This window comes from Bacteroidota bacterium (assembly GCA_016706255.1).
GTDB lineage: Bacteria > Bacteroidota > Bacteroidia > Chitinophagales > BACL12 > UBA7236.
The window spans coordinates 54,713-76,324 of record JADJJZ010000021.1 but is presented as its reverse complement, the minus strand read 5'-3'; the positions used below and the strand labels follow the sequence as shown (position 1 = coordinate 76,324).

Here is a 21,612-nt window from a genome sequence, read left to right as displayed (position 1 = left end):
GCAATTAATTAAAATCTTTTCCCGCTTCCAGTTTTTTAATTGCATCCTCTAAAGTAGCTTTTACCTGTGGGTCAGGATTCAGCTGTAATGCTGCTTTCGCATATTTTAAAGCATTTTTATAATCACCATTTGCTGAATATCCTCTTGCCAAACCTAAATTGGTAACAGGTAATTCAGGGTGATTTTTATAATTCAGTAAAAATATTTCCAGTGCTTCTTTGTTTTTCTTTTCAGCCTGTAATCCTCTTGCATAAAAATGCACATCCATTGCAGATGCTGAAGGGTCGTTAATGGCAACGCGCATTAAACTATCCGATGCTGCAGTTTTACCCATGGCTTTTAATACACTAGCTTTACAGCTTGAACTCACAAAGTTTTTCCTTCCAAAATAAGGCTCTTCAATAGCATAAGTTGCCCATGTTAATGCTTCTTCTAGATTAGTATTTTGTTGCACACAATAATTAGCGCCATCTACCCAAGCCATATAATTAAATCCGATATCACTTCGTAATTGTTTTCTGATATTTTCAAGATACAAAGCGGTCATATTTTCCACTTTAATATTAATAGGCACTTGTAAATTTTCCCACATCAATGCAACAGTTGCCTGTTCTTGTTGTCTGTCGGTAAATTCGTAAGTCAGCCATTCATGATAAGCACTTTTAATTGGCTTAACGGTTACACGTAAAACATCTTCTTCAGGTTTATAAAAAAAGCTGCCCCATGAATCGGAATTAGCAGAAAAAATTACCACCCATTCCGTTGGTCCCGGAATAAAGTGTAAACCATATTTCCCGGCGTTTAATTTTTTTCCTTCAACCAAAACATCATGTGAAAATTGAATCGTGGTATTCATATTTGCTCCTCCACGCCAGGGTGACGGGTTGGCATCAGTAGACCAGCCAAATTGTAAATTAGCTAAACCATAAGGCACCAGTTCTCCCCAAATATGGCCGGTTCGGTCTTCACCGTTTGGGCCGTGTACATTTGGCGAAGCATAATCAAAAGTTACTTCAACCAAACCTATTGACTGGGTAACCGCTGCGTGTTGGTTTTCACCGCTGGGTGGCAGCGTTAATTGCGCGGAAGCCTGGAAACTCAAAAACACCGGCAATAGCAAACTGCCAAAAATTTGTAATCGTTTTTTCATGTCATCTATTTTTTGTTAAAATTATTTCTATTATCATTGAGGTGTTATTAAATAGCGTTAATTGTTGTTAAACCCGAATGCCTACCCAAATGCGAGAACAGGATTTAAAAAAGTATAAACAGGAAGTTGAAACCACACTTGCCGGAATAAAATCGCATCGCAAACCCGACCCGAATTTCGATTTGCAAAAATACATCGGAACACATTTTACCGTTACCGGTTTATCGATGCCGCAATTACGTGCCGCATTTAAACATGGTTATTCATTCAGTCATTTACCACTTGACGAACAATATCAAATTTATAAATATATTTATTTCAACAGTGAAATTTTTGACGTGTTGTTGCTGGCATTATTTTTTAACGAAATTTATGTGCGACAAGCAGAATCTGAATTTATTTTTAACGAATTAATTGAATGGATCGACCGTATCGACAACTGGGCACATAGCGATATGCTAACACATCATTTTGCTTATTTGCTTGAACATTATCCAAACATGGTTTATCCGCATTTGCAAGCGTGGAACATATCTGAAAACCCCTGGTATCGTCGTCAATCAGTGTTGAGTTTACTCGGTTATGCGCGTTTCAGAAATAAAAAACCTACTTTTAATAAAATTATTGCCTTAGTAAAACCGCTGTTAACCGATAAAGATTATTATGTGCAAAAAGGCGTGGGCTGGTGTTTGCGGGAAACGGGACTGGTATATCCGGAAAAAACACTTGCATTTTTAAATCAATATCATCACTTAATTACCTCAACAGCATTTGCTGCAGCGAGCGAAAAATTACCGGTTAAAGAAAAAGAAAAATTAAAAGCGTTAAGAAAAAAATCCAGAAAAAAATGAGCCCTTTATTCGAATTAATAAAAAGTAAATTACCGTATCTCGAAAATAATTTAATTGAAGAAATTATTAGTAGCTCCAGTGATGTAACGTTGCCACCCAATCAACAAATTTTACGTGAAGGTCAATATATTAAAACCATTCCATTAGTAATAAACGGTTTATTAAAAGTAATTACCAGTCATGGCGATAAAGAAATATTATTGTATTATATCCATCCTTCCGAAAGCTGTGTGATGTCGTTTGCGTTCAGCATGTCGGCCGAGCCCAGCAATATTATGGCATTTACCGAAACCGAAACGCGTGTGTTGATATTAAATGCCGAAGATGTAAAAAAATGGATGCTCAGTTATCCGACCATAAATTTATTGTTTTTAAATCAGTATAATAATCGTTATAAAGATTTGGTAGATACCATTGGCAATTTAATATATGAAAAGTTGGATGTTCGGCTGCTGCAGTATCTACAACAGCGCGCCAAAATTTCTCCCGACCAAATTATCACCATTCCGCATCGTGAAATTGCCGAGCACCTTGCCTCTTCGCGCGAAGTAATCAGTCGTTTGTTAAAAAAATTGGAGTCAGAGCAAAAAATCTCGCAAACCCGTGATGGGATAAAAGTCCTATAGCGATGTGACTAACATCACAAACATTAGGTATGCCACTACCCTACTTTTGCTGTATCAATTACATGCACAGTGGTTAAAAAATTCATTTTAGTTTGTTTATCCTGTATCGCCATTGTTGTTGCAATTGTTTACCTGATTCAATTATTTAACTGATAAAAATTACATGATTATGAAAAAGAACATGGGCTCAGCCGACCGAATTATCCGCATTTTGATTGCAGCGGTTTTTGCAGTATTGTATTTTACCGGTACCGTTAGCGGCACTTTGGGATTGGTTTTATTGATATTAGGAGCAGTATTTGTGCTCACATCACTGGTTTCATTTTGCCCTTTATATACCATTTTCGGTATGAATACCTGCGCAACCAAAAAATAAGTGGAAAATCAGCACAATTGAAATTGCAATATGCAGGAAGTCTGTTTATTGCAATTTTTTTTTCTTTTAACATCTGCGCACAGTATAAAACAAAGCAGGCTTAAAAATTTGCCTATCTTTGAATTGTAAATAAATACTATGCGTAAAAATATCTTTACTCCTCTTTTTCTTTTGCTGATGGCATGCGCTACCAATTTGAGTGCGCAGTTGAACATCGAACTGCTAGGTCATCTGGAATATGCTGACCAGTTGTCGAACCTTACCGGCTGGGCCGATGGGGCAGGAAACGAATATGCTATTGTCGGAACAGAAGACGGAACTTCGATTGTTGACATTACCGACCCAACCAATCCTGTTGAAGTGCAGTTTGTGGATGGTATTAACAGTATTTGGCGCGAAGTAAGAACCTGGAGCCATTATGCTTATGTGGTTACTGAAGGCGGTGGCGGATTGTTGTGCATCGACTTACAAAATTTGCCGGGCTCTGTAGATTATAATTTTACCGATGGCGGTGTTGGATTAAATTCGGGACATACCGTGTTTTGTGATGAAAACGGAATTGTGCACGTTTTTGGTTCTAACAAAGGTGTTGGTGGCGACCAGATGTTTGATGCCAACGTTGACCCTTTAAATCCACCTTTTATTGGTGAAGTTGAAGAATGGTATATCCACGACGGTTTTGTACGTGGTGATACATTGTGGGCTGGTAATATTTATGATGGCTGGTTTTCAGTTTGGGATATCACAGATAAAACTTCACCTGTTTTAATGGCGCAACAAAGTACGCCCGGTGAGTTTACACATAATGTTTGGTTGAGTGATGATAATAATTTTTTTATTCTCTACCGATGAGGAAACCAACGCCGTTGTAGCTTCTTACGATGTTTCTGACTTAACTGATATTCAGGAATTAGATGAGTTTCGCGCTAATCCGGGAACGAACTCAATTCCGCATAATACTTTCGTGCTGGGCGATTTTTTAGTAACCGCTTATTACCGCGATGGTGTTATTATTACCGATGCAACTTACCCGAATATTTTAATTAAAACCGGTGAATATGATACTTCACCTTTATCCGGAAACGGATTTAACGGAGCTTGGGGAACCTGGCCGTTTTTACCTTCAGGTAATATTATTGTAAGCGATATGGAACAAGGTTTGTTCGTATTGGGACCAACTTATGTGAAGGCTTGTTATTTAGATGGTACTGTAACCGATGCAGTTACGGGTGCACCTTTATTTGAAGCAGAAGTGAGTTTTACTGGTGTAGGTGTAGTTGACGCTACGACCGATTTAACCGGTAAATATTTTGGTGGAACAGTAAATGCAGGCACTTATGATATCACCTTTACTAAAACCGGTTATTTACCGGAAACAGTAACAGGTGTTGTGCTTACAAATGGTATTTTAACAACAGTTGATGTTGAATTAGATCAATTACCTACTTATACCATTACCGGTCAGGTTGTTGATGTTGCTACCGGCGCAGGCGTTCCGAACGCTAACGTAATGTTTGACAACGCAACATACAATTTTGAAACAGTTGCTGACGCAGATGGAAATTTCAGTTTCCCTGCCATGTATGATGATATTTATACTTTATATGCCGGCACATGGGGTTATGTGACGAATGATGCTGAGGTTGATGTTAATCCGGGCGGAGTTTACACCATTGAAATCGGAAGAGGATATTATGATGATTTCTTGTTTGATTTCAACTGGAATACCAATGAAACTGCTGATGCAGGTTTATGGGAAAAAGGTGAACCTGTTGGAACTTTTATAGGCCCATCTATCAGCAATCCTGATTTTGATTTGGGTGGCGATTATGGTGATGAATGTTATGTAACCGGAAACGGCGGCGGTGCTGCGGGTGATGACGATGTTGACAATGGTATCGTAAACCTGATTACACCATCAATGGATTTAAGCAGTTATGAAAACCCTAAGCTTACTTACTACCGTTGGTTCTTTAACGGTGGCGGTGGCGGAACACCAAACGATACGTTACGCGTATTTATCAGCAATGGCATTGAAGAAGTACTTATTGACGCTGTAAATGCTTCAGGTGGTGATATGAGTGTTTGGGTTCCATTTGAAATTGAAATGGCTCCTTATATCGATATTACCGACAATATGACCGTTCGTTTCAGAACTGCTGACCAGTCTGCAACAGGCCATTTAGTTGAGGCCGGTGTTGACCATTTTTATGTGTATGATGATGTTACAGCAGCACCTGAAACTGCTTTTGGTTCAGATGTTCAATCCGGTTGTGCACCGTTAACTGTTGTGTTCGACAATGCATCTGTAGGCGCAACTACATGGGCTTGGGAATTTCCGGGTGGAACTCCAGCTACATCAACATTGGAAAATCCAACCGTAACTTATTCAACACCAGGCATTTATGATGTAACTTTAACAGCTGCAAACGACCTCGGTTCTACTGAAGTTACCACTACAGCATTTGTTACCGCTGAATTGTGTAATGGTATTGATAATGAGGAAGTTACAGCATACATGAACATCTCGCCAAACCCTTTTGCATCAACCACCTTAATTTCGGTTAGCAATACCATTGGTGCAGATTACTTAACGGTTACCGATGTTACAGGTCGTGTTTTGAGCGAAATTACTATTGCTGAAGGCGCGCAAAATATTGCAATTGGCAATGGATTACCAGCAGGTATCTATTTTATCAACTTAACGAAAAGTGGTACTACGATAGGTAGTTTAAAAGCGATAAAAGCTGAATAAAGTCAAAAATAAATTTCAAAAAATGCCATCCGGTTTTGGGTGGCATTTTTTGTTTTAATGCCACAAAAAGTGTTGAAGCAGGCAAGAAAATAAGATTTTATGTGCATTTGTATCTGATATTCCCGAAAAACACGTCGAAATCTTCGAAACTTCAATCCTTCCACCTATATTTGCAGCCGCTTGTAAAATAGGCATAACTATATTTTTTCAATAACCAACACAACATTAATATGCAGGGTAAAGGTCTAATTAAGTTTTTTTTGGCCGCAATGGTTCTGGTATGTTTATATCAGCTTTCGTTTACATGGGTTGCAAACCGTGAAGGAAAAAAAGCAGAGGATTTCGCAAATTCAGGCATCGATCAGTCATTGACAGGTGAAGCACGCAAGGAAGCAGTTGCAGACAAAAAAAGCGAGTATTTTTCTGTTAATTCCGACAAAACCGTTTACAACCTCGGAATTGCAAAATACAACTACGATGAAGTAAAGAAAAGAGCGATTAACCTCGGTCTCGACTTACAAGGTGGTATGAGCGTGGTTTTAGAAGTATCTAAATACGACTTATTAAAACAACTTTGTAACGACGCTAAAAGTCCGAAGTTTACTGCAGCACTCGACAAAGCCCGTGCAGATGAAATTAAAGGTAATGGTGAATTAATCGAAAACTTTGTAGCCAATTACGAACAAGCTAACCCCGGCGTTCAGCTTGCAGCGTTGTTTACAAACCAAAGTAACGTTGAGGATCTTCCAAGAAACTCTTCAAACAACGAAGTGTTATCGTGGTTAAAAAAACAAGCTGACGAAGGTGTTGAATCAACTTATACGAAATTAAAAGAACGTATCGACAAATTTGGTGTAACTCAACCATACGTTACATTACAGAAAAATACAGGCCGTATCATGGTTGAATTACCCGGTGTAGACAATCCGATACGCGCAAGAGAACTCCTCCAATCTACAGCTAACTTACAGTTCTGGAATGTTTATGAATACCAATCGGTAGGTGGTGCTTTAAATCAGGCTAATAATGTTATTACTGAGTTAGAAGATGGTGAAGCTGATATTACGGCTACAATTCCAGGAGATACTGCTGCAACAGCTGCTAACGATACTACAGTAACAGCAACAACTGAAGATACTTTAATGGTTGAAAATGATACTTTGACTGAAGAAACACCTGAAGAATCAGTTAGTGGACCAATTTCAAGCATTTTATTACAACCGAGCGACCCGGCTGCTATTGGTATGGTTGCGGTTACAGATACCTTCAAATTAATGCGTTACCTGCGTATGGAAGAGGTGAAAAGCCTGTTCCCGGGTGATGTAATATTTATGTTGAGTTCAAAACCGGTTGAAGAAACAAAAAATTATCATTTATATGCGATAAAAGCAGCCAACGAAAATGGTGACCCATTATTAGATGGTTCTGCGGTAAAAAGTGCAAGTCCTGACCGCGATCAGGTTGGTAATCCACAAATCAGCATGACCATGACATCGGAAGGTATGCGTGACTGGAAAAAAATTACTACCGATAACGTTGGACGTTTTGTTGCCATTTCATGGATAACAAAGTATACTCAGCACCTCGCGTAAACGAACCAATCCCAAGCGGACGTTCATCGATTTCAGGAAATTTTACAACTGAAGAATCTATTGACCTTGCAAACATTCTTGAAGTTGGTAAATTACCTGTTCCATCACGTATTGTGCAGGAAGAAAACGTAGGGCCATCATTAGGTGCCGAATCAATTCGTATCGGTTTAATTTCGATGATTGCCGGTTTATTGTTGGTTATCGTTTTCATGGCGTTTTATTATTCAACAGCAGGTTTAATTTCTGATATTGCCTTATTTGCCAACTTATTCATCATTTTCGGGGTGTTAGCCTCGATTGGTGCAACGTTAACCCTTCCCGGTATTGCCGGTTTGGTTTTAACCATGGGTATGGCGGTGGATGCCAACGTAATTATTTACGAACGTATCCGTGAAGAGCTTGCCAAAGGAAAAAGTATGATTAAGGCCGTTGCCGATGGTTATCAGGGTTCCTACTCTGCGATTATTGACGGTAACTTAACAACGCTGATTATCGCTATCATTCTTGCGAACTTCGGAACAGGTCCGGTTAAAGGTTTCGCAGTTGTGTTGATGATTGGTATTATTTCATCGATGTTTTGTTCAATTTTCATCAGCCGTTTAATTATCGACAGAATGGTGAGAAAAGACAAACCGGTTAAATATTATACCAACTTTACTAAAAACGCATTTAAAAATGTTCGTTTCAACTTTATCGGTAACCGTCGCAAAGGATACATTTTTTCAGGTGTATTAACTGTTATTGGTTTAGTGGTAATGTTTACATCAGGATTTAATTTCGGTGTAGATTTTAAAGGTGGAAGAACATATACCGTTCGTTTTGAACAGGCAATTGATGCTGATAAAGTACGTAATGAATTATCGGATTTTGATCCGGGTGTTCAGGTTAAAACATTCAGTAGTTCCGATAAATTAAAAATTACAACCGGTTACATGATTGATAATCCTGAACCAGGCGCAGATTCGCTGGTTGCGCAGGCTTTATTTAAAGAATTAGCACCATTATACAGTGGTGTTGACTTTAAAACCTGGGATTCTACGTTCAAAGAAAGTCAGATGAAGGTTGAGCCTACCATTGCTGATGACATTCAGCGATCAGCTTTACAGGCAATTGGTTTAGCGTTGCTCGGTATCTTTATTTATATCGTTTTACGTTTCCGCAGATGGCAGTTTGGTTTGGGTGCTTTGGCATCGTTAATTCACGATGCATTCATGGTGCTCGCCTTATTCTCCATTCTGAAAAACGTGATGCCGTTTTCGCTCGAAATAAACGAAACATTTATTGCGGCCATATTAACGGTGATTGGTTATTCGATTAACGATACCGTGGTTGTATTTGACCGTATTCGTGAATACCTGCGCGAAAGCAAAGCAGGAACCGTTCCTGAAATATTTAATAAAGCCATTAACGACACGCTGAGCAGAACCATGATTACATCAGGTACTACCCTGCTCTCGATTGTTGTGTTATTAATATTCGGTAACGAAAACATTCAGGGATTTGCCTTCGCATTATTTGTTGGTATTGGTTTTGGTACCTATTCATCTGTATTCATCGCTTCGGCAATTGCAGTAGATATGTATAAAAAAGATGATCACAACAAAGCAGCAGAAGACGTAATGAAATAACAATTCAAAAAAAATAATACAAAAACCCTCTGTTACAATTAACAGGGGGTTTTTTATTTAAAATGCAACCAAAAACCACATTTTACGTATAACGGATTTCCGCTATAAATGTCCTCCTATACCAAATTAACTTCCCCTCCCTCCAAATTCTATTTATGCTCCGCCCCATACCCCTTTAGGGGTTACATATTTTTAGATGAAATAGATACCACGAAATGTGTTCTAGCCCGGATTGTAGTGTAAACAAACCGCTGATTAATGTGCTAATGTAATAATGTGCTGATGTGCTGATTAACAGCCGGTTTTGAGCATAAATTTAATTGCGGTTTGTTGCAACGAAAAGCCGGCAACGATTTTGATTGGCGTGGGGGATGTAATTGCTCCAAAAAAATAGAATTTTATTTTTAAAACAACATGATATTGGTTGTTGATTAACGTGTTTGTCGGGTTCGAATTTGTGAACGATTTTTGTGGTTATACAATTAACCTACATCTTTACGTTATTATGAACATGATGAAATTCCCGATTATTGCCCTATTGCTGATGATGAGCATGGCTGCAATAGCCCAACCTGTAACAGAAGCGAATGCATCGAACAAGGCGATGAAGTACCTGGATGAGGGTGTGCAACGCGCAATGGCCAAATATTTTGATAAGGCTGTTATTAGTTTCCAAAATGCGATTAAAGAGGAGCCGGAGTTTGTGACTGCGTGGCAATATTTAGGAGATACGTATTCCCAAATGAAAAGCGATTCACTGGCGGTGGAAGCCTACATGAAAACGCTGGAATTAGACCCTGAGCGCGATGTAATTTTATATAATAAATTGGCTGAAGTTGAAGGAAATATTGGCATGTATGAAGAGGCGCTGGAGCATATCACGATTTTTCTGCAAAATCCGGATGTAAAAGGTGATTTGCGCACGAAAGCAATTAAACAACGGAAAAATTATGAGTTTGCGAAAGAGGCAATTAAAAATCCGGTGAATTTTAATCCGGTTAATATGGGGCCTGAAGTAAATTCGGAGTTTCCTGAATATTTTCCGTCGCTGAGCGTGGATGGAAAAATGCTGGTGATGACGCGCAAAATTGATGATGTTGTATCATTAGGTGTGGGTGATATCCGTAAAATTGATAATGAAGAGTTCTTCATTTCTTTTTTTGAAAATGGTGCCTGGAGTGTCGCACAAAATATGGGTGCACCAATTAACACGAAATTGAATCAGGGCGCACAAAGTATTTCTGCGGATGGCCGATTTTTATTTTATACTTCATGCGATGATATAGAAAATGGTTATGGCAGTTGCGATTTATATTATTCGTTTAAAATAGGCAATGTGTGGACGAATCCTGAAAATTGCGGGACGATAATTAATACTGCCGATTGGGAATCGCAACCATCGGTGACTGCTGACGGCAGAGAATTATTTTTTAGCACTGCTCGTCCGGGTGGAATTGGCGGATATGATATTTGGCATGCAAAAATGGGTGATGATGGTTATTGGATGGAGCCTGAAAATTTGGGGAATGTAATTAATACCCCTTATTTGGAGCAATGTCCGTTTATTCACCCTGATGGAAAAACATTATATTTTTCGAGTGAAGGGCATCCGGGTATGGGTTCTGCGGATTTATTTTTCTCGACACGTGATGCGCAGGGCAACTGGTCGAAACCGGTGAATTTGGGTTATCCGATAAATACGAAAAACAGGGAAATCAGTTTGTCGGTATCGGCAAATGGAACAACGGCATATTTTTCGAGCGACAGAGATAAGGAAATTGGCGATTTAGATATTTATTCGTTTGAATTGCCCTTAGCGGTGCAGGCTGAACAGGTTACCTGGGTGAATGCGATCGTTACCGATGCAAAAACCAAATTACCATTAAAAGCTAATGTGCAGTTAATGAATATCGAAACCGGTGAAATCATTGCACAGTCTACCTCCGACTCAAAAACCGGTGCATTTTTAATTGTATTACCAAGTGGTAACGACTACGGATTATTTGTGCAACGGGAAGGATATTTATTTCATTCGGAAAACTTTTCTTTGGTAAATGTGATGCCGGATGAACCTTTTACCATTAAAGTGGCTTTACAACCTGTAAACCCCGGAGAAATATTAACATTAAAAAATATTTTCTTCGAGACTGCGTCTGCTGAAATATTACCCATTTCGGAACCTGAATTAAACAAAGTTGTGGATTTAATGCAGAAAAACCCGAATATGAAAATTAAAGTAAATGGACATACGGATAATGTTGGTGCTGATGCAGATAATTTAAAATTATCGCAAAACAGGTCGGTAAGTGTGAAAAATTATTTGGTGTCGAAAGGCATAGATGCAAGCAGAATCACTTATCAGGGCTATGGTGAAACAAAACCGATTGATGCTAATACAACAGAAATTGGCAGAGCAAATAACAGAAGAACAGAGATTGAAATTATAAGTATTTAAGACATTTTAAAATATTTCGGCACGATTTTATATTTATTATTTAGTTAATATTTAAATAGAACCCAGATTATTTTCATTAATTAATTTTACATATAAAAACCTGAAATTATGGCAATTGATGTTTCGAAATCTATTCCGATAATTGACGGACAATCGATTTCAAAAGAGGAATTTGAACAAAATTACTTAAAACCACAAAAGCCGGTTATTCTTAGAGGTTTGTGGAAGCAGTATCCCGCTTACCAAAATGGAATTACGATTTTTTTAAAAAATCGATGGGCGATATTGAAGTGGGATTATACAGCAGTACCAAAGCCGACCCAAGCAAAACGCTTTCTGAGCCAACTACTAAAATGCGTTTCAGTGAGTATTTAAAACTGATTGAAACAGAACCAACCGATTTACGATTATTTTTATTTCCGATTTTTAAATACAAACCGGAATTAAAAAAAGATTTTGATTATCCTACCATTGCAAAAAGTTATATCAAATTACCATTTATGTTTTTTGGTCCGAAAAATTCTGTAACCAGAATGCATCAGGATATTGATATGAGTAATGTGTTTTTAACGCAGTTTGAAGGTAAAAAACGGGTGGTATTATTTGCGCCCGATCAATCGGATTTATTATATAAATTGCCATTTAACGTACACACAACCGTTGATATTGATAAACCGGATTATAAAACATATCCGGCATTAAAATATGCAAAAGGATATACGGGTGTGCTGGAATTTGGTGATACGCTATTTATGCCTTCGGGCTACTGGCATCATATTGAATATTTGGAAGGTGGCTACGGATTAAGTGTTCGCACTGCTCCGCCAACCCTGGCATTAAAATTACGTGGTGCTTATAATATTGTTTTGCAACGTAAAATTGATGACGTGTTTCGCTTCCTGTTTGGCAAGAAATGGTTTCGATTAAAAAAATCGATTGCGCAGAAACGTGCTGAAAAAGCGATTAGTCGCATACATCAGCATGATGAGCAAAGCGGGGAAATTGCGTTTCAGTAATTACAAATGTGCGAATGTACCAATGTACCGATGTACCAATGGAACAGCCGGTTTTGAGTTAGAATTTCATTCGGAGCTTACGTAGGGGCTGACCCATGTGTCTGCCCATGGTGCTGTAACGAATAATGTGCGAATGTACCCATGTACCAATGTACCAATGGAACAGCCGATTTTGAGTAACCTGTTCATTCGGAGCTCCTGTTGGGGCTAATCAATATTAGCCCAAGACGGATTGAAAATAGAACTACAAATTATTACCAAAATTTTCATTCGGAGCTTACGTAGGGGCAGACCCATGTGTCTGCCCAATGTGATGTAATGTATAATGTAATTATTAAACAGCCGAAACCGCGAAGACTCAAAGGCCGCAAAGCAACACGAAGAATATAATATTTAACCTTAGCGTTTCTTAGCGGCCTTTGAGCCTTTGTGGTTTTGGTCATAATTAACATCTAAACCTTTAAAATGAAAATTTATATTCATAATTTAATTTTTAGACAAAATTCTCCGTGCCCTTTGCGTGTATTTTCTTTGTGAACTCGTGGTTAAAAAAAATTAATGTGCTGATGTGCTAATTGAACAGCCGTATAACGCACCAATTAAACAGCCGAAACCACAGAGAAAACCCAAAGGAAACAGCCCGCAGAGACCACAAAGTGAGTAATATTTTAATTATTCTTTAAAATGAAAATTTATATTCATAATTTAATTTTTAGACAAAATTCTCCGTGCCCTTTGCGTGGGTTTCTTTGTGCACTTTGTGGTTAAAAAATACATTTACCAAGAATACACCTACATTTACATTCATGTGCCTAATCAACTTCGCATTTCAGCATCACGCCTCCTACCCGTTTATTTTGGTTGGAAATAGGGATGAATTTTATAATCGGGCGACGCGCAAGTTGCAGTGGTGGGAAGATGAATTTCCGGAAATTTTGGCAGGCAAAGATTTACAGGAAGGTGGCACATGGATGGGCATTAACAAAACCGGACAATTTGCCGCGCTCACCAACTACCGCGATTTAAATAATATCAACACCAATGCACCCTCAAGAGGCCATTTGGTGAGCAATTTTTTGAAAGGAAAACTGCATACCGACGAAATGCATCAACTCTTGAAAACTCAGGGCCGACTTTACAACGGATTTAACCTCATTTATGGCGATGTAAGCGCATTATTCTACTATTCCAACGTGACCGACCAGGTTCGGCAACTCTATCCGGGCATTTATGGCCTCAGCAATGCCCTGCTTGACACGCCATGGCCGAAAGTGGTCAACAGTAAGGCTGCATTTAAACAACAGCTCAGCGAGCCCCTGAACCCCACTCCTTTTATCGAAATATTAAACAACACCGATACCGCCCCCGAGGAAGAATTACCGGAAACAGGTGTGCCTTTGGAACTCGAGAAACGACTCTCCGCAATGTTTATAACTTCAAACAATTATGGAACGCGGTTAACTACTTTTGTAAGCATCAATAATCAGGGTGAAGTCACCTATCGTGAAAAGGGTTATGTGCCCGAACATGATGTAACGGTTAACTTTACCATTAAAGCCGGATAACCATTTTTAATTCAACAATGCAGCGCAAAAGCAAGTTTCTATTTTTCGCACTCTTTTATTTATTGTGCTGCAACAATTTTCTTTCTGCACAACAATATCATTTAAAAAATTACAGCATCGACGACGGACTGGCCGGAATTTCCGTTACCTGTTTATTGCAGGATAACAGAGGTTATATCTGGATTGGCACTGAAGATGGTGGTATTTCCCGTTTCGATGGAAAAACATTTGTTAATTATAACAAACGCGACGGTATTGGGGATAATACCATTAATTGTTTGTTTGAAGATACAAAAGGCAATATCTGGATCGGCACAAAAAATAATGGTGTAACAAAATTTAATGGTTACGAATTTTTTCAATACGGCGATGACGTTGTGAAAAATATTGAAAAAATTTATAGCGACAGCAGTGGCAATATTTTAGTATATAGTTTTCCGAATTTATATAAAATTAGTGGCGACAGTATTATTCCTGCTTCCGATAATTCAACGAACACCGGATTAATTAATTTTTTCCGCGCCGGTGGTCCCAAAGCCATAAAATCATTTATCGATAAACAGGGCAATAAATGGATTGCCACACATACCGGCATTTATACCATCAGCAAACCATTTGTCGACCTCGAAAATTCCAGCGACTATAAAGTTCAATTCATTTTGAACCCCGAACAGCCTGAAGAGCCCGCCACCAGTATTATGCAGGACCGGGAAGGCAATATCTGGATTGGGACCGCCTTTAGCGGATTGTATTTATTTTACGATGGCGCATTTTCAAATTTTAATAATATTCCTGCATTAAGAAATAATTATATCACCGCAATAAGTGCAACCCCCGAAGCATTATTAATTGGAACGGCAAGCGGACTAAAATATGTTGTAGTAGATACCGTTACCAAACAATATTATGAAAAACCATTAAATGTAAATGGATTTATTTCTACCAGTCGCATTAATTGTATTTATAAAAATGCAAATGGCAATTGGTATGCAGCAGATGAAAATAATAATATTATTTATTTCGACGGACGGTATGCGGTAACCACCATGACTGCCCTGGAACCGAATACACAAATTACTTCGATAAGCGAAGATGCAGCAGGCAATTTATGGGTAGCAACAAATGGCGAAGGTATTTATATCGGTAAAAATATTACGTGGCAACATCTCACCGCAAGCGATTCACTCAGCTCGGATAATATTACTTATTTATTTACCGATAAGCAGGGTTTATTATGGATAGCCACAGCCGATGCCGGTGTAATGACTTATGATGGACGGAAATTTAATCGCTATACGTATTTTGATAATGGATTAATCAGCAATCATATTACCAGTATTAATGAAGACCAACACGGCAATATCTGGTTTGGCAGTCCCGACGCGGGTTTGTGCAGTTACAACGGCGAAGGATTTTCATTTTATACCGATAACGATGTGTTATCATCAAACAATATTAATTCCTTAGCATTTGATGCAACAGATGGTTTATGGGTGGGATTAAATGACGGATTAGATTATTTAAAATTTAATGCCGATTCCACCATCACCACAAAACATTTTGATGCATTTGACGGATTTCTTGGTATAAAAAATACCAATAATACCATATTAGTCGACCCGGTTGGGCATGTTTGGTTGGGCACTGTTGATGGTTTATTCAGATATAATCCTGAGGAAGATATTATCACCCAAACAAAACCATTAATCGAACTCAGAAATATTCGTTTGTTTTTTGAAACAACCGATTGGGGACCATACAGCGACACCACTGCAGGCTGGTATAATTTACCGGTTAATTTAAAATTACCGTACGACCAAAATCATATTACATTCGATTTCAGTGCTATCTTTTTTAGTGTGCACGAAAAAATTACCTATCAGGTTTATCTCGATGGATTTGAGGATGACTGGAAAGATATTGGTAATAGTACATCCATGACCTATTCCAATTTAAAACCCGGCACTTATACATTTAGTGTAAAAGCAAAAAATGCAGATGGAATTTGGAGCGATGCGGTAACGTATTCCTTCACCATTAAAAAACCATTTTGGGCAACATTATTATTCCAGATTACAGCTGGTGTTTTAGGTTTGGGATTAATTATTTTAATTAATATCCTCCGGAACCGCAGATTACGCAAGCGCGCAAACCTGCTGGAAGCAACCGTTACACAACGCACCGCTGAATTAGAACAACAAAAAATAAAAGCCGAAACTGCAGCTATCAGAGCTGAAAATTCAGAAAAAGCGAAAGAAGAATTTCTTGCCAATATGAGTCACGAAATTCGTACACCGATGAATGCGATTATGGGTATGACGCGACTGCTGTTGGAAAAAGAACCGAAAGAAACTCAAAAACGTTATTTAAATGCAATTCGTCAATCGTCAGATAATTTATTGGTGATTATTAACGATATTCTTGACCTCTCAAAAATACAAGCCGGGAAAATGGAATTGGAAAAAATACCATTTCATTTCCGCAATTTATTAAATAACCTCGGCGACATCATGAAATTTAAATCGGATGAAAAAAATATCGGATTTGAAGTAATTATTGATGAACATATTCCGGAATATGTAATTGTTGATCAGGTGCGCTTAAATCAGATATTAATTAACCTGACAGGTAACGCAATTAAATTTACAGAAACAGGAAAAGTTGTTGTGCGATGTGATTTACAAAAAACTGAAAATAACATCGCCACCATCGCCTTTCATGTTGAAGACACCGGTGTGGGTATTGCACAGGATAAACTCGATTCCATTTTTGATAGTTTTTCGCAGGCTGATGTGGCTACCACACGTAAATTTGGCGGAACAGGTCTCGGATTGAGCATCAGCAAACGTTTAACCGAATTATCAGGTGGTATTTTATCGGTGGAAAGCACTTTAGGCAAAGGTTCAGTGTTTACTGCCACCATTCCGTTTGAAGTGAGTGAGGCCGCTGTTTCCAAAGATGCAGAGAACGATAATTTAGCAGGTGATACAACTTTACCGATACATATTTTGTTGGTAGAAGATAATATGTTTAACCAGATGGTAGCAACCGATAGTATTGAAAGTATGTTCCCGAATGTTACGATTGATATTGCAGAAAACGGTAAAATTGCAGTCGATAAAATTACAGTTGGCGATTATCATGTTGTGCTGATGGATGTGCAGATGCCGGTGATGGATGGTTATGAAGCAGCGCGCACCATCAGAAAACTGGAAAATAAAAAGAAAAATTCCATTGCCATTGTCGCAATGACCGCATCGGTAATTAAAAGTGAAGTAGATAAATGTTATGAAAGTGGTATGGACGATTTTATTGCCAAACCATTTGAACCAAAAGAATTACGAAATAAGATATTAAAATATGCAACTCCTCAGCAGCTTAATTAATATTCCGCTCATCGTTGATCCGCCATCATGGAAAACATGGTGGATTTATAGTATTTGTATCATTGTGATCGGTATTTTCATTTATTATGTTATCCGCAAACGCATTAGCGACGCGGCAGTTGACCAGCGCATATTGCGTGAAAAGGTCCGCGAAAAAACCCGCGAGCTCGAATCGGAAAAAGGACGGGCGGAATATTCTGAAAAGGTGAAGGAACAATTTCTGGCCAATATGAGTCACGAAATTCGTACACCAATGAATGCCATTTTAGGTATGACACGTTTGCTGTTGGAAAAAGAACCGCGCACCGACCAGTTAAAATATCTCAACAGCATAAAACATGCATCCGATAATTTGCTGGTAATTATTAATGATATTCTCGACCTCTCAAAAATTGAAGCCGGAAAAATAAATCTCGAAAGTATTCCTTTCGACATTCGCAATGAAATTAAATCGGTTTTCGAAACAATGAAAGTGAATGCCGATGATAAAAACCTCGAATTAAAAACAGATATCGAAAATACCATCCCCAAAACAATTATCGGCGACCCATATCGTTTGAGTCAGATTTTATTAAACCTGACCGGCAATGCCATAAAATTTACTGAAAAAGGCAGTGTCACTATAAAAACCACTGCTGCTATGCAGGGCGAAAAAGTGTTGCTCACCTTTAGTGTAATTGATACCGGAATTGGCATTGCAAAAGATAAACTCGATTACATTTTCGACATGTTTACCCAGGAAACCAGCAGCACCACACGCAAATTTGGTGGCACAGGTTTGGGATTGGCGATTTGTAAAAAACTGATAGAATTACAAGGTGGTGCAATATCCGTGGATAGCGAAGCAGGAAAAGGTTCTGTATTTAGTTTTACGCTGCCGTTTGCCATCGGAAAAGATGTGGTGGATGAAAATCCGAAAGCGGAACATAAGCAACAGGTAGTGGCAAAAATGAAAAATTTGCGCATTTTGTTGGCAGAGGATAATGAGTTTAATCAGATGGTAGCTGTTGACACATTAGAGAGTGCAATTGAAGGTGCACAAGTTACCGTAGCGGCGAATGGAAAAATTGCTGTGGATATGCTAAAGAATAATACCTTTGACATTGTGTTGATGGATATTCAAATGCCGGAAATGGATGGTCACGAAGCAACAAAAACAATTGGCAGCAGCAGCGACCCGCGTATAAATTCAATGCCGATAATTGCGATGACTGCAAGTGTAATCAAAGCAGAAGTAGATAAATGTTTTGAAAGTGGTATGAATGAATTTGTCGGCAAACCATTTTCTGTTGATGAGTTATTAGAAAAAATGAGTAAAATAATCGTAAGATCATAAACGTTTAACAATGGATAATTATAAAAGAATTAATCTGGAATTCCTGGAAAGTTTTACTGAAAAAAATAATGCCAAAATGACGAAATATATTAATATGTTTCTCGCTTTGGCTCCTGTGAGTATTGATACCATGAAATCGCAGCACGAATGTGGGGACTGGAATAATTTGAAAACCACTGCCCACTCATTAAAACCACAACTGGCCTATATGGGTATCGAATCGTTGAAGGAGCCCATCCTGCGTATTGAGGAATATGCCGGTGAATCGAAGAATCCGGAGGCGATAGCCATGCTGATACAACTCGTGGAAGCGGGCTGTAATGAGGCTTTCGAGGAATTAAGAAGTGTAATTGAAAAAATAGCTTAATATTGCATATCAAAAACCCAATTCAATAACGTATGAACAAAGAAGTAGTTTTTATAGTTGATGACGAGCCAATGCATGCTCAAATGATGGAAGACCACCTCAGGTCGAAATATCCAAATTTTGAAATTTATAAATTCAGCACCGGTGAAGAGTGTAACGACAATATGGATAAACATCCAACTATTGTTGTGTTAGATTATCACTTAGATGCTGTAAATAAAAGTGCAAAAGTGGTCTCGAAACATTAATTCATTTAAAAAGAAATATGATCATGTTGATGTAATTATGATTTCCGGACAAGATAAAATTGATGTTGCTGTTGAGTGTGTTCGCGAAGGTGCTTTCGATTATGTAGTAAAGGTCCTTCAGCATTTGTGCACCGAACAGGCTTTCGAAAAATTATTCAAACATCGTCAGGTAATTCACGAATTAGCAAAATACAAAAATTAAACCGCACCCTAACCTGGAGCATCATCGGCATCATCGCCCTCGCCGCCATTTTCTGGGCCACCGGTTTCATCGGATAAATAAAATTAATTCCAAACCAAATCCGCTCTAATCCAGCGGATTTTTTTATGTGTATATTTTAGTAACACAAAAAACACAAAACAAAACCCACAAAAAAAAAGAAAAGAAACAAAGAAAAAAAAATAAAAAGCCCCCGGCACTCCAAATCCATCTCTACAAAAAAGTAATCAGTCCGCCGCTAGGCGTCCAACCGCCCACACATCCAAAAAAATCAGTTTACATCAGCAAAAATCCGCGACCCGCTTGCCGGGTTCAGCGTTCCCTTCTAAAATCCGTCCAATATCCGTTAGATCCGTTCAATCTGTGTTCCTTTTTAACATTCGTCCAACCCATTCGTAAATCCGGTATGTAAGGGCGGATTCAATTCGCCCCTACATACCGGCTTTACTCACATTTATCTTTAAATATGAACTATATCCCATCAAAATCATTACAAATTGCACCCTACAAAAATCAGCGTCCCACTGCGGGCATCTGCCAAACACATCCAATAAAAAATCAGTTTAAATCCGCCAAATCGGCGACCCGCTTGCAGGCAGCGCCTGCCTGCCCGTAGGCAGGTTCCCAAAAAATCCCTCCCTATCCGTTCAACCCGTCAATCCGTGTTCCTTTTCACCTCAACCCCAAAATCACAATTCCGTTATTTAACCACAGAGTCCACGGGCAACAGCCCACAGAGTGCTCGGAGAATTTTGATTAAAAATTAAAATTACAATCTAAATATTACATTTAAATCCTTACATCAAATAAGCCTCCCCACAGCGCACCAATCCCATATCTACCAAAAGTAATCAGTCCGCCGCTAGCATCCGTCCACACACACCCAAAAAAATCAGTTTAAATCCGCCGAAATCACCACCCGCTTGCCGACCGCGTTCCGCCGTCCAATCCGTGTTCGCGTTCCTCGCAATTCGTAATCCGGGCGCCTCCCCCCGCCCCTTCTCCTTTTCTTTAAATTGAACTACCCACCTCATTCCCAAAAATCGCGTCCCCGCTAACCCGTCCATCCGTGCCCTCGGCGCCCGCGCCGAGCGTTCCCAATTCCGCGTCTCCCCAAAAAGTCCTCCCCCGTCAACCTTCTCTGCCCCCCCCCCCCCTCCTCCTTATTCTTCCGCACATTATTCCAAATAAAATACCTCCCATTCATCGTAATATAAACCCCATGCGGCAACGTTTGAACAAACGATAGCGCACAGCCCATATTAAACAACCCATCCGACGACCCGAATTTATATGGAATCATCGCACCCGTCAAAATAATCGTTTTCGCTATCTGCGCATCCGCAATCGCCTTCGCCGTTTCCACCATCGTATCCGTTCCGTGCGTGATAATAATACGCGGATTTTCACAATTACTGCAATTATCTACAATCCGCTGACGATCCAATTCAGTCATGTGCAAACTATCAATCATCATCAAGGTTTCAATTTGCACATTCAGCGTGCAACGACCCAAACGCAAAATTTCCGGCAAATGTGTTTCATTAAAATACAACTGACCGCGAATTTCATCATATTCCTTATCAAATGTGCCGCCTGTAACAAATATTTTTATCGACATAAAACATTATTCATTTTTTAAAAAATTAGCTGCGCCCCGAATAAAACTAATCAGAATCAGCGACCCGAAAAAACAAAATACCAATGCCCCGAAGGCCGGTAAATTGCCACTGTATTCCGAAAAATCTTTTCCCATTAATAAATATAACATCAAAAATAAAATACCCAGGTTGAGCAGATAAACCAGTATCGTAGTTTTAATATATTTCCATAATTCAGGCACCAGCAGGCAACTAAATGCATTCAGCAACATATAAAGCAATAAATTCATACCCACCACCGACCACACATACGTATAAGCCGCACCCGAAATAAACACCAGCAACATTATTAAAATCGCGCCACCGCATAATGCAGTGCCCAAGTACCAGGGATACCATTTTTGCGCCGTCAGCTTCCTTACATTTATCTTATCCAGCAT

18 protein-coding genes are annotated in these 21,612 nt (G+C 38.9%); 15 read left to right on the top strand and 3 right to left on the bottom strand.

The window, feature by feature from the left end; all coding sequences use genetic code 11:
* Positions 1-4 precede the first annotated feature (4 nt).
* A complete protein-coding gene (locus IPI65_17120) occupies positions 5-1,150 on the bottom strand; it encodes a DUF2911 domain-containing protein (GenBank protein MBK7443163.1) in 1,146 nt (381 codons plus the stop codon).
* 89 nt (positions 1,151-1,239) lie between these two features.
* On the opposite strand from IPI65_17120, the gene IPI65_17115 reads away from it, so the two are divergent.
* From IPI65_17115 to IPI65_17045, 15 genes are all read left to right on the top strand, one after another.
* On the top strand, positions 1,240-2,001 hold the full coding sequence (locus tag IPI65_17115) for a DNA alkylation repair protein (GenBank protein MBK7443162.1): 762 nt from the start codon (positions 1,240-1,242) through the stop codon (positions 1,999-2,001).
* The gene (locus IPI65_17110) at positions 1,998-2,627 is read left to right on the top strand and encodes a Crp/Fnr family transcriptional regulator (protein ID MBK7443161.1); all 630 of its coding nucleotides are present in this window, start codon (positions 1,998-2,000) and stop codon (positions 2,625-2,627) included. The genes IPI65_17115 and IPI65_17110 overlap by 4 nt, the downstream gene beginning before the upstream one ends.
* Before the next feature lie 169 nt (positions 2,628-2,796).
* Positions 2,797-3,003 carry a DUF2892 domain-containing protein gene (locus IPI65_17105; protein ID MBK7443160.1) on the top strand — a complete coding sequence of 69 codons (207 nt, stop codon included), beginning with the start codon at positions 2,797-2,799 and terminating at the stop codon, positions 3,001-3,003.
* Between the two features lie 138 nt (positions 3,004-3,141).
* Positions 3,142-3,855, top strand: a complete 714-nt coding sequence (locus IPI65_17100; protein MBK7443159.1) for a choice-of-anchor B family protein — start codon at positions 3,142-3,144, stop codon at positions 3,853-3,855.
* The gene (locus IPI65_17095) at positions 3,824-5,758 is read left to right on the top strand and encodes a carboxypeptidase regulatory-like domain-containing protein (protein MBK7443158.1); all 1,935 of its coding nucleotides are present in this window, start codon (positions 3,824-3,826) and stop codon (positions 5,756-5,758) included. Before IPI65_17100 ends, IPI65_17095 begins: the two co-directional genes overlap by 32 nt.
* Positions 5,759-6,018: 260 nt before the next feature.
* A complete protein-coding gene (locus IPI65_17090) occupies positions 6,019-7,350 on the top strand; it encodes a hypothetical protein (GenBank protein MBK7443157.1) in 1,332 nt (443 codons plus the stop codon).
* Complete coding sequence (gene secD, locus IPI65_17085) at positions 7,317-8,978, top strand: protein translocase subunit SecD (GenBank protein ID MBK7443156.1); 1,662 nt, start codon at positions 7,317-7,319, stop codon at positions 8,976-8,978. The genes IPI65_17090 and secD overlap by 34 nt, the downstream gene beginning before the upstream one ends.
* Before the next feature lie 511 nt (positions 8,979-9,489).
* On the top strand, positions 9,490-11,433 hold the full coding sequence (locus IPI65_17080; GenBank protein MBK7443155.1) for a PD40 domain-containing protein: 1,944 nt from the start codon (positions 9,490-9,492) through the stop codon (positions 11,431-11,433).
* Between the two features lie 221 nt (positions 11,434-11,654).
* Positions 11,655-12,449: a cupin-like domain-containing protein gene (locus IPI65_17075; GenBank protein MBK7443154.1), complete on the top strand. Its 795-nt coding sequence runs from the start codon at positions 11,655-11,657 to the stop codon at positions 12,447-12,449.
* Between the two features lie 806 nt (positions 12,450-13,255).
* Entirely contained in the window at positions 13,256-14,014 is a 759-nt protein-coding gene (locus IPI65_17070) for an NRDE family protein (protein MBK7443153.1), read from the top strand.
* A gap of 17 nt (positions 14,015-14,031) precedes the next feature.
* A complete protein-coding gene (locus IPI65_17065; GenBank protein ID MBK7443152.1) occupies positions 14,032-17,400 on the top strand; it encodes a response regulator in 3,369 nt (1,122 codons plus the stop codon).
* Entirely contained in the window at positions 17,375-18,736 is a 1,362-nt protein-coding gene (locus tag IPI65_17060) for a response regulator (GenBank protein MBK7443151.1), read from the top strand. The genes IPI65_17065 and IPI65_17060 overlap by 26 nt, the downstream gene beginning before the upstream one ends.
* 10 nt (positions 18,737-18,746) lie before the next feature.
* Positions 18,747-19,103, top strand: a complete 357-nt coding sequence (locus IPI65_17055) for an Hpt domain-containing protein (GenBank protein MBK7443150.1) — start codon at positions 18,747-18,749, stop codon at positions 19,101-19,103.
* A gap of 32 nt (positions 19,104-19,135) precedes the next feature.
* Complete coding sequence (locus IPI65_17050; protein ID MBK7443149.1) at positions 19,136-19,351, top strand: hypothetical protein; 216 nt, start codon at positions 19,136-19,138, stop codon at positions 19,349-19,351.
* Entirely contained in the window at positions 19,326-19,553 is a 228-nt protein-coding gene (locus tag IPI65_17045; protein ID MBK7443148.1) for a hypothetical protein, read from the top strand. Before IPI65_17050 ends, IPI65_17045 begins: the two co-directional genes overlap by 26 nt.
* Before the next feature lie 1,072 nt (positions 19,554-20,625).
* Here the strand turns inward: IPI65_17045 and IPI65_17040 are convergent.
* The gene (locus IPI65_17040) at positions 20,626-21,192 is read right to left on the bottom strand and encodes an asparaginase (GenBank protein ID MBK7443147.1); all 567 of its coding nucleotides are present in this window, start codon (positions 21,190-21,192) and stop codon (positions 20,626-20,628) included.
* Between the two features lie 6 nt (positions 21,193-21,198).
* Positions 21,199-21,612: a hypothetical protein gene (locus tag IPI65_17035; protein ID MBK7443146.1), complete on the bottom strand. Its 414-nt coding sequence runs from the start codon at positions 21,610-21,612 to the stop codon at positions 21,199-21,201.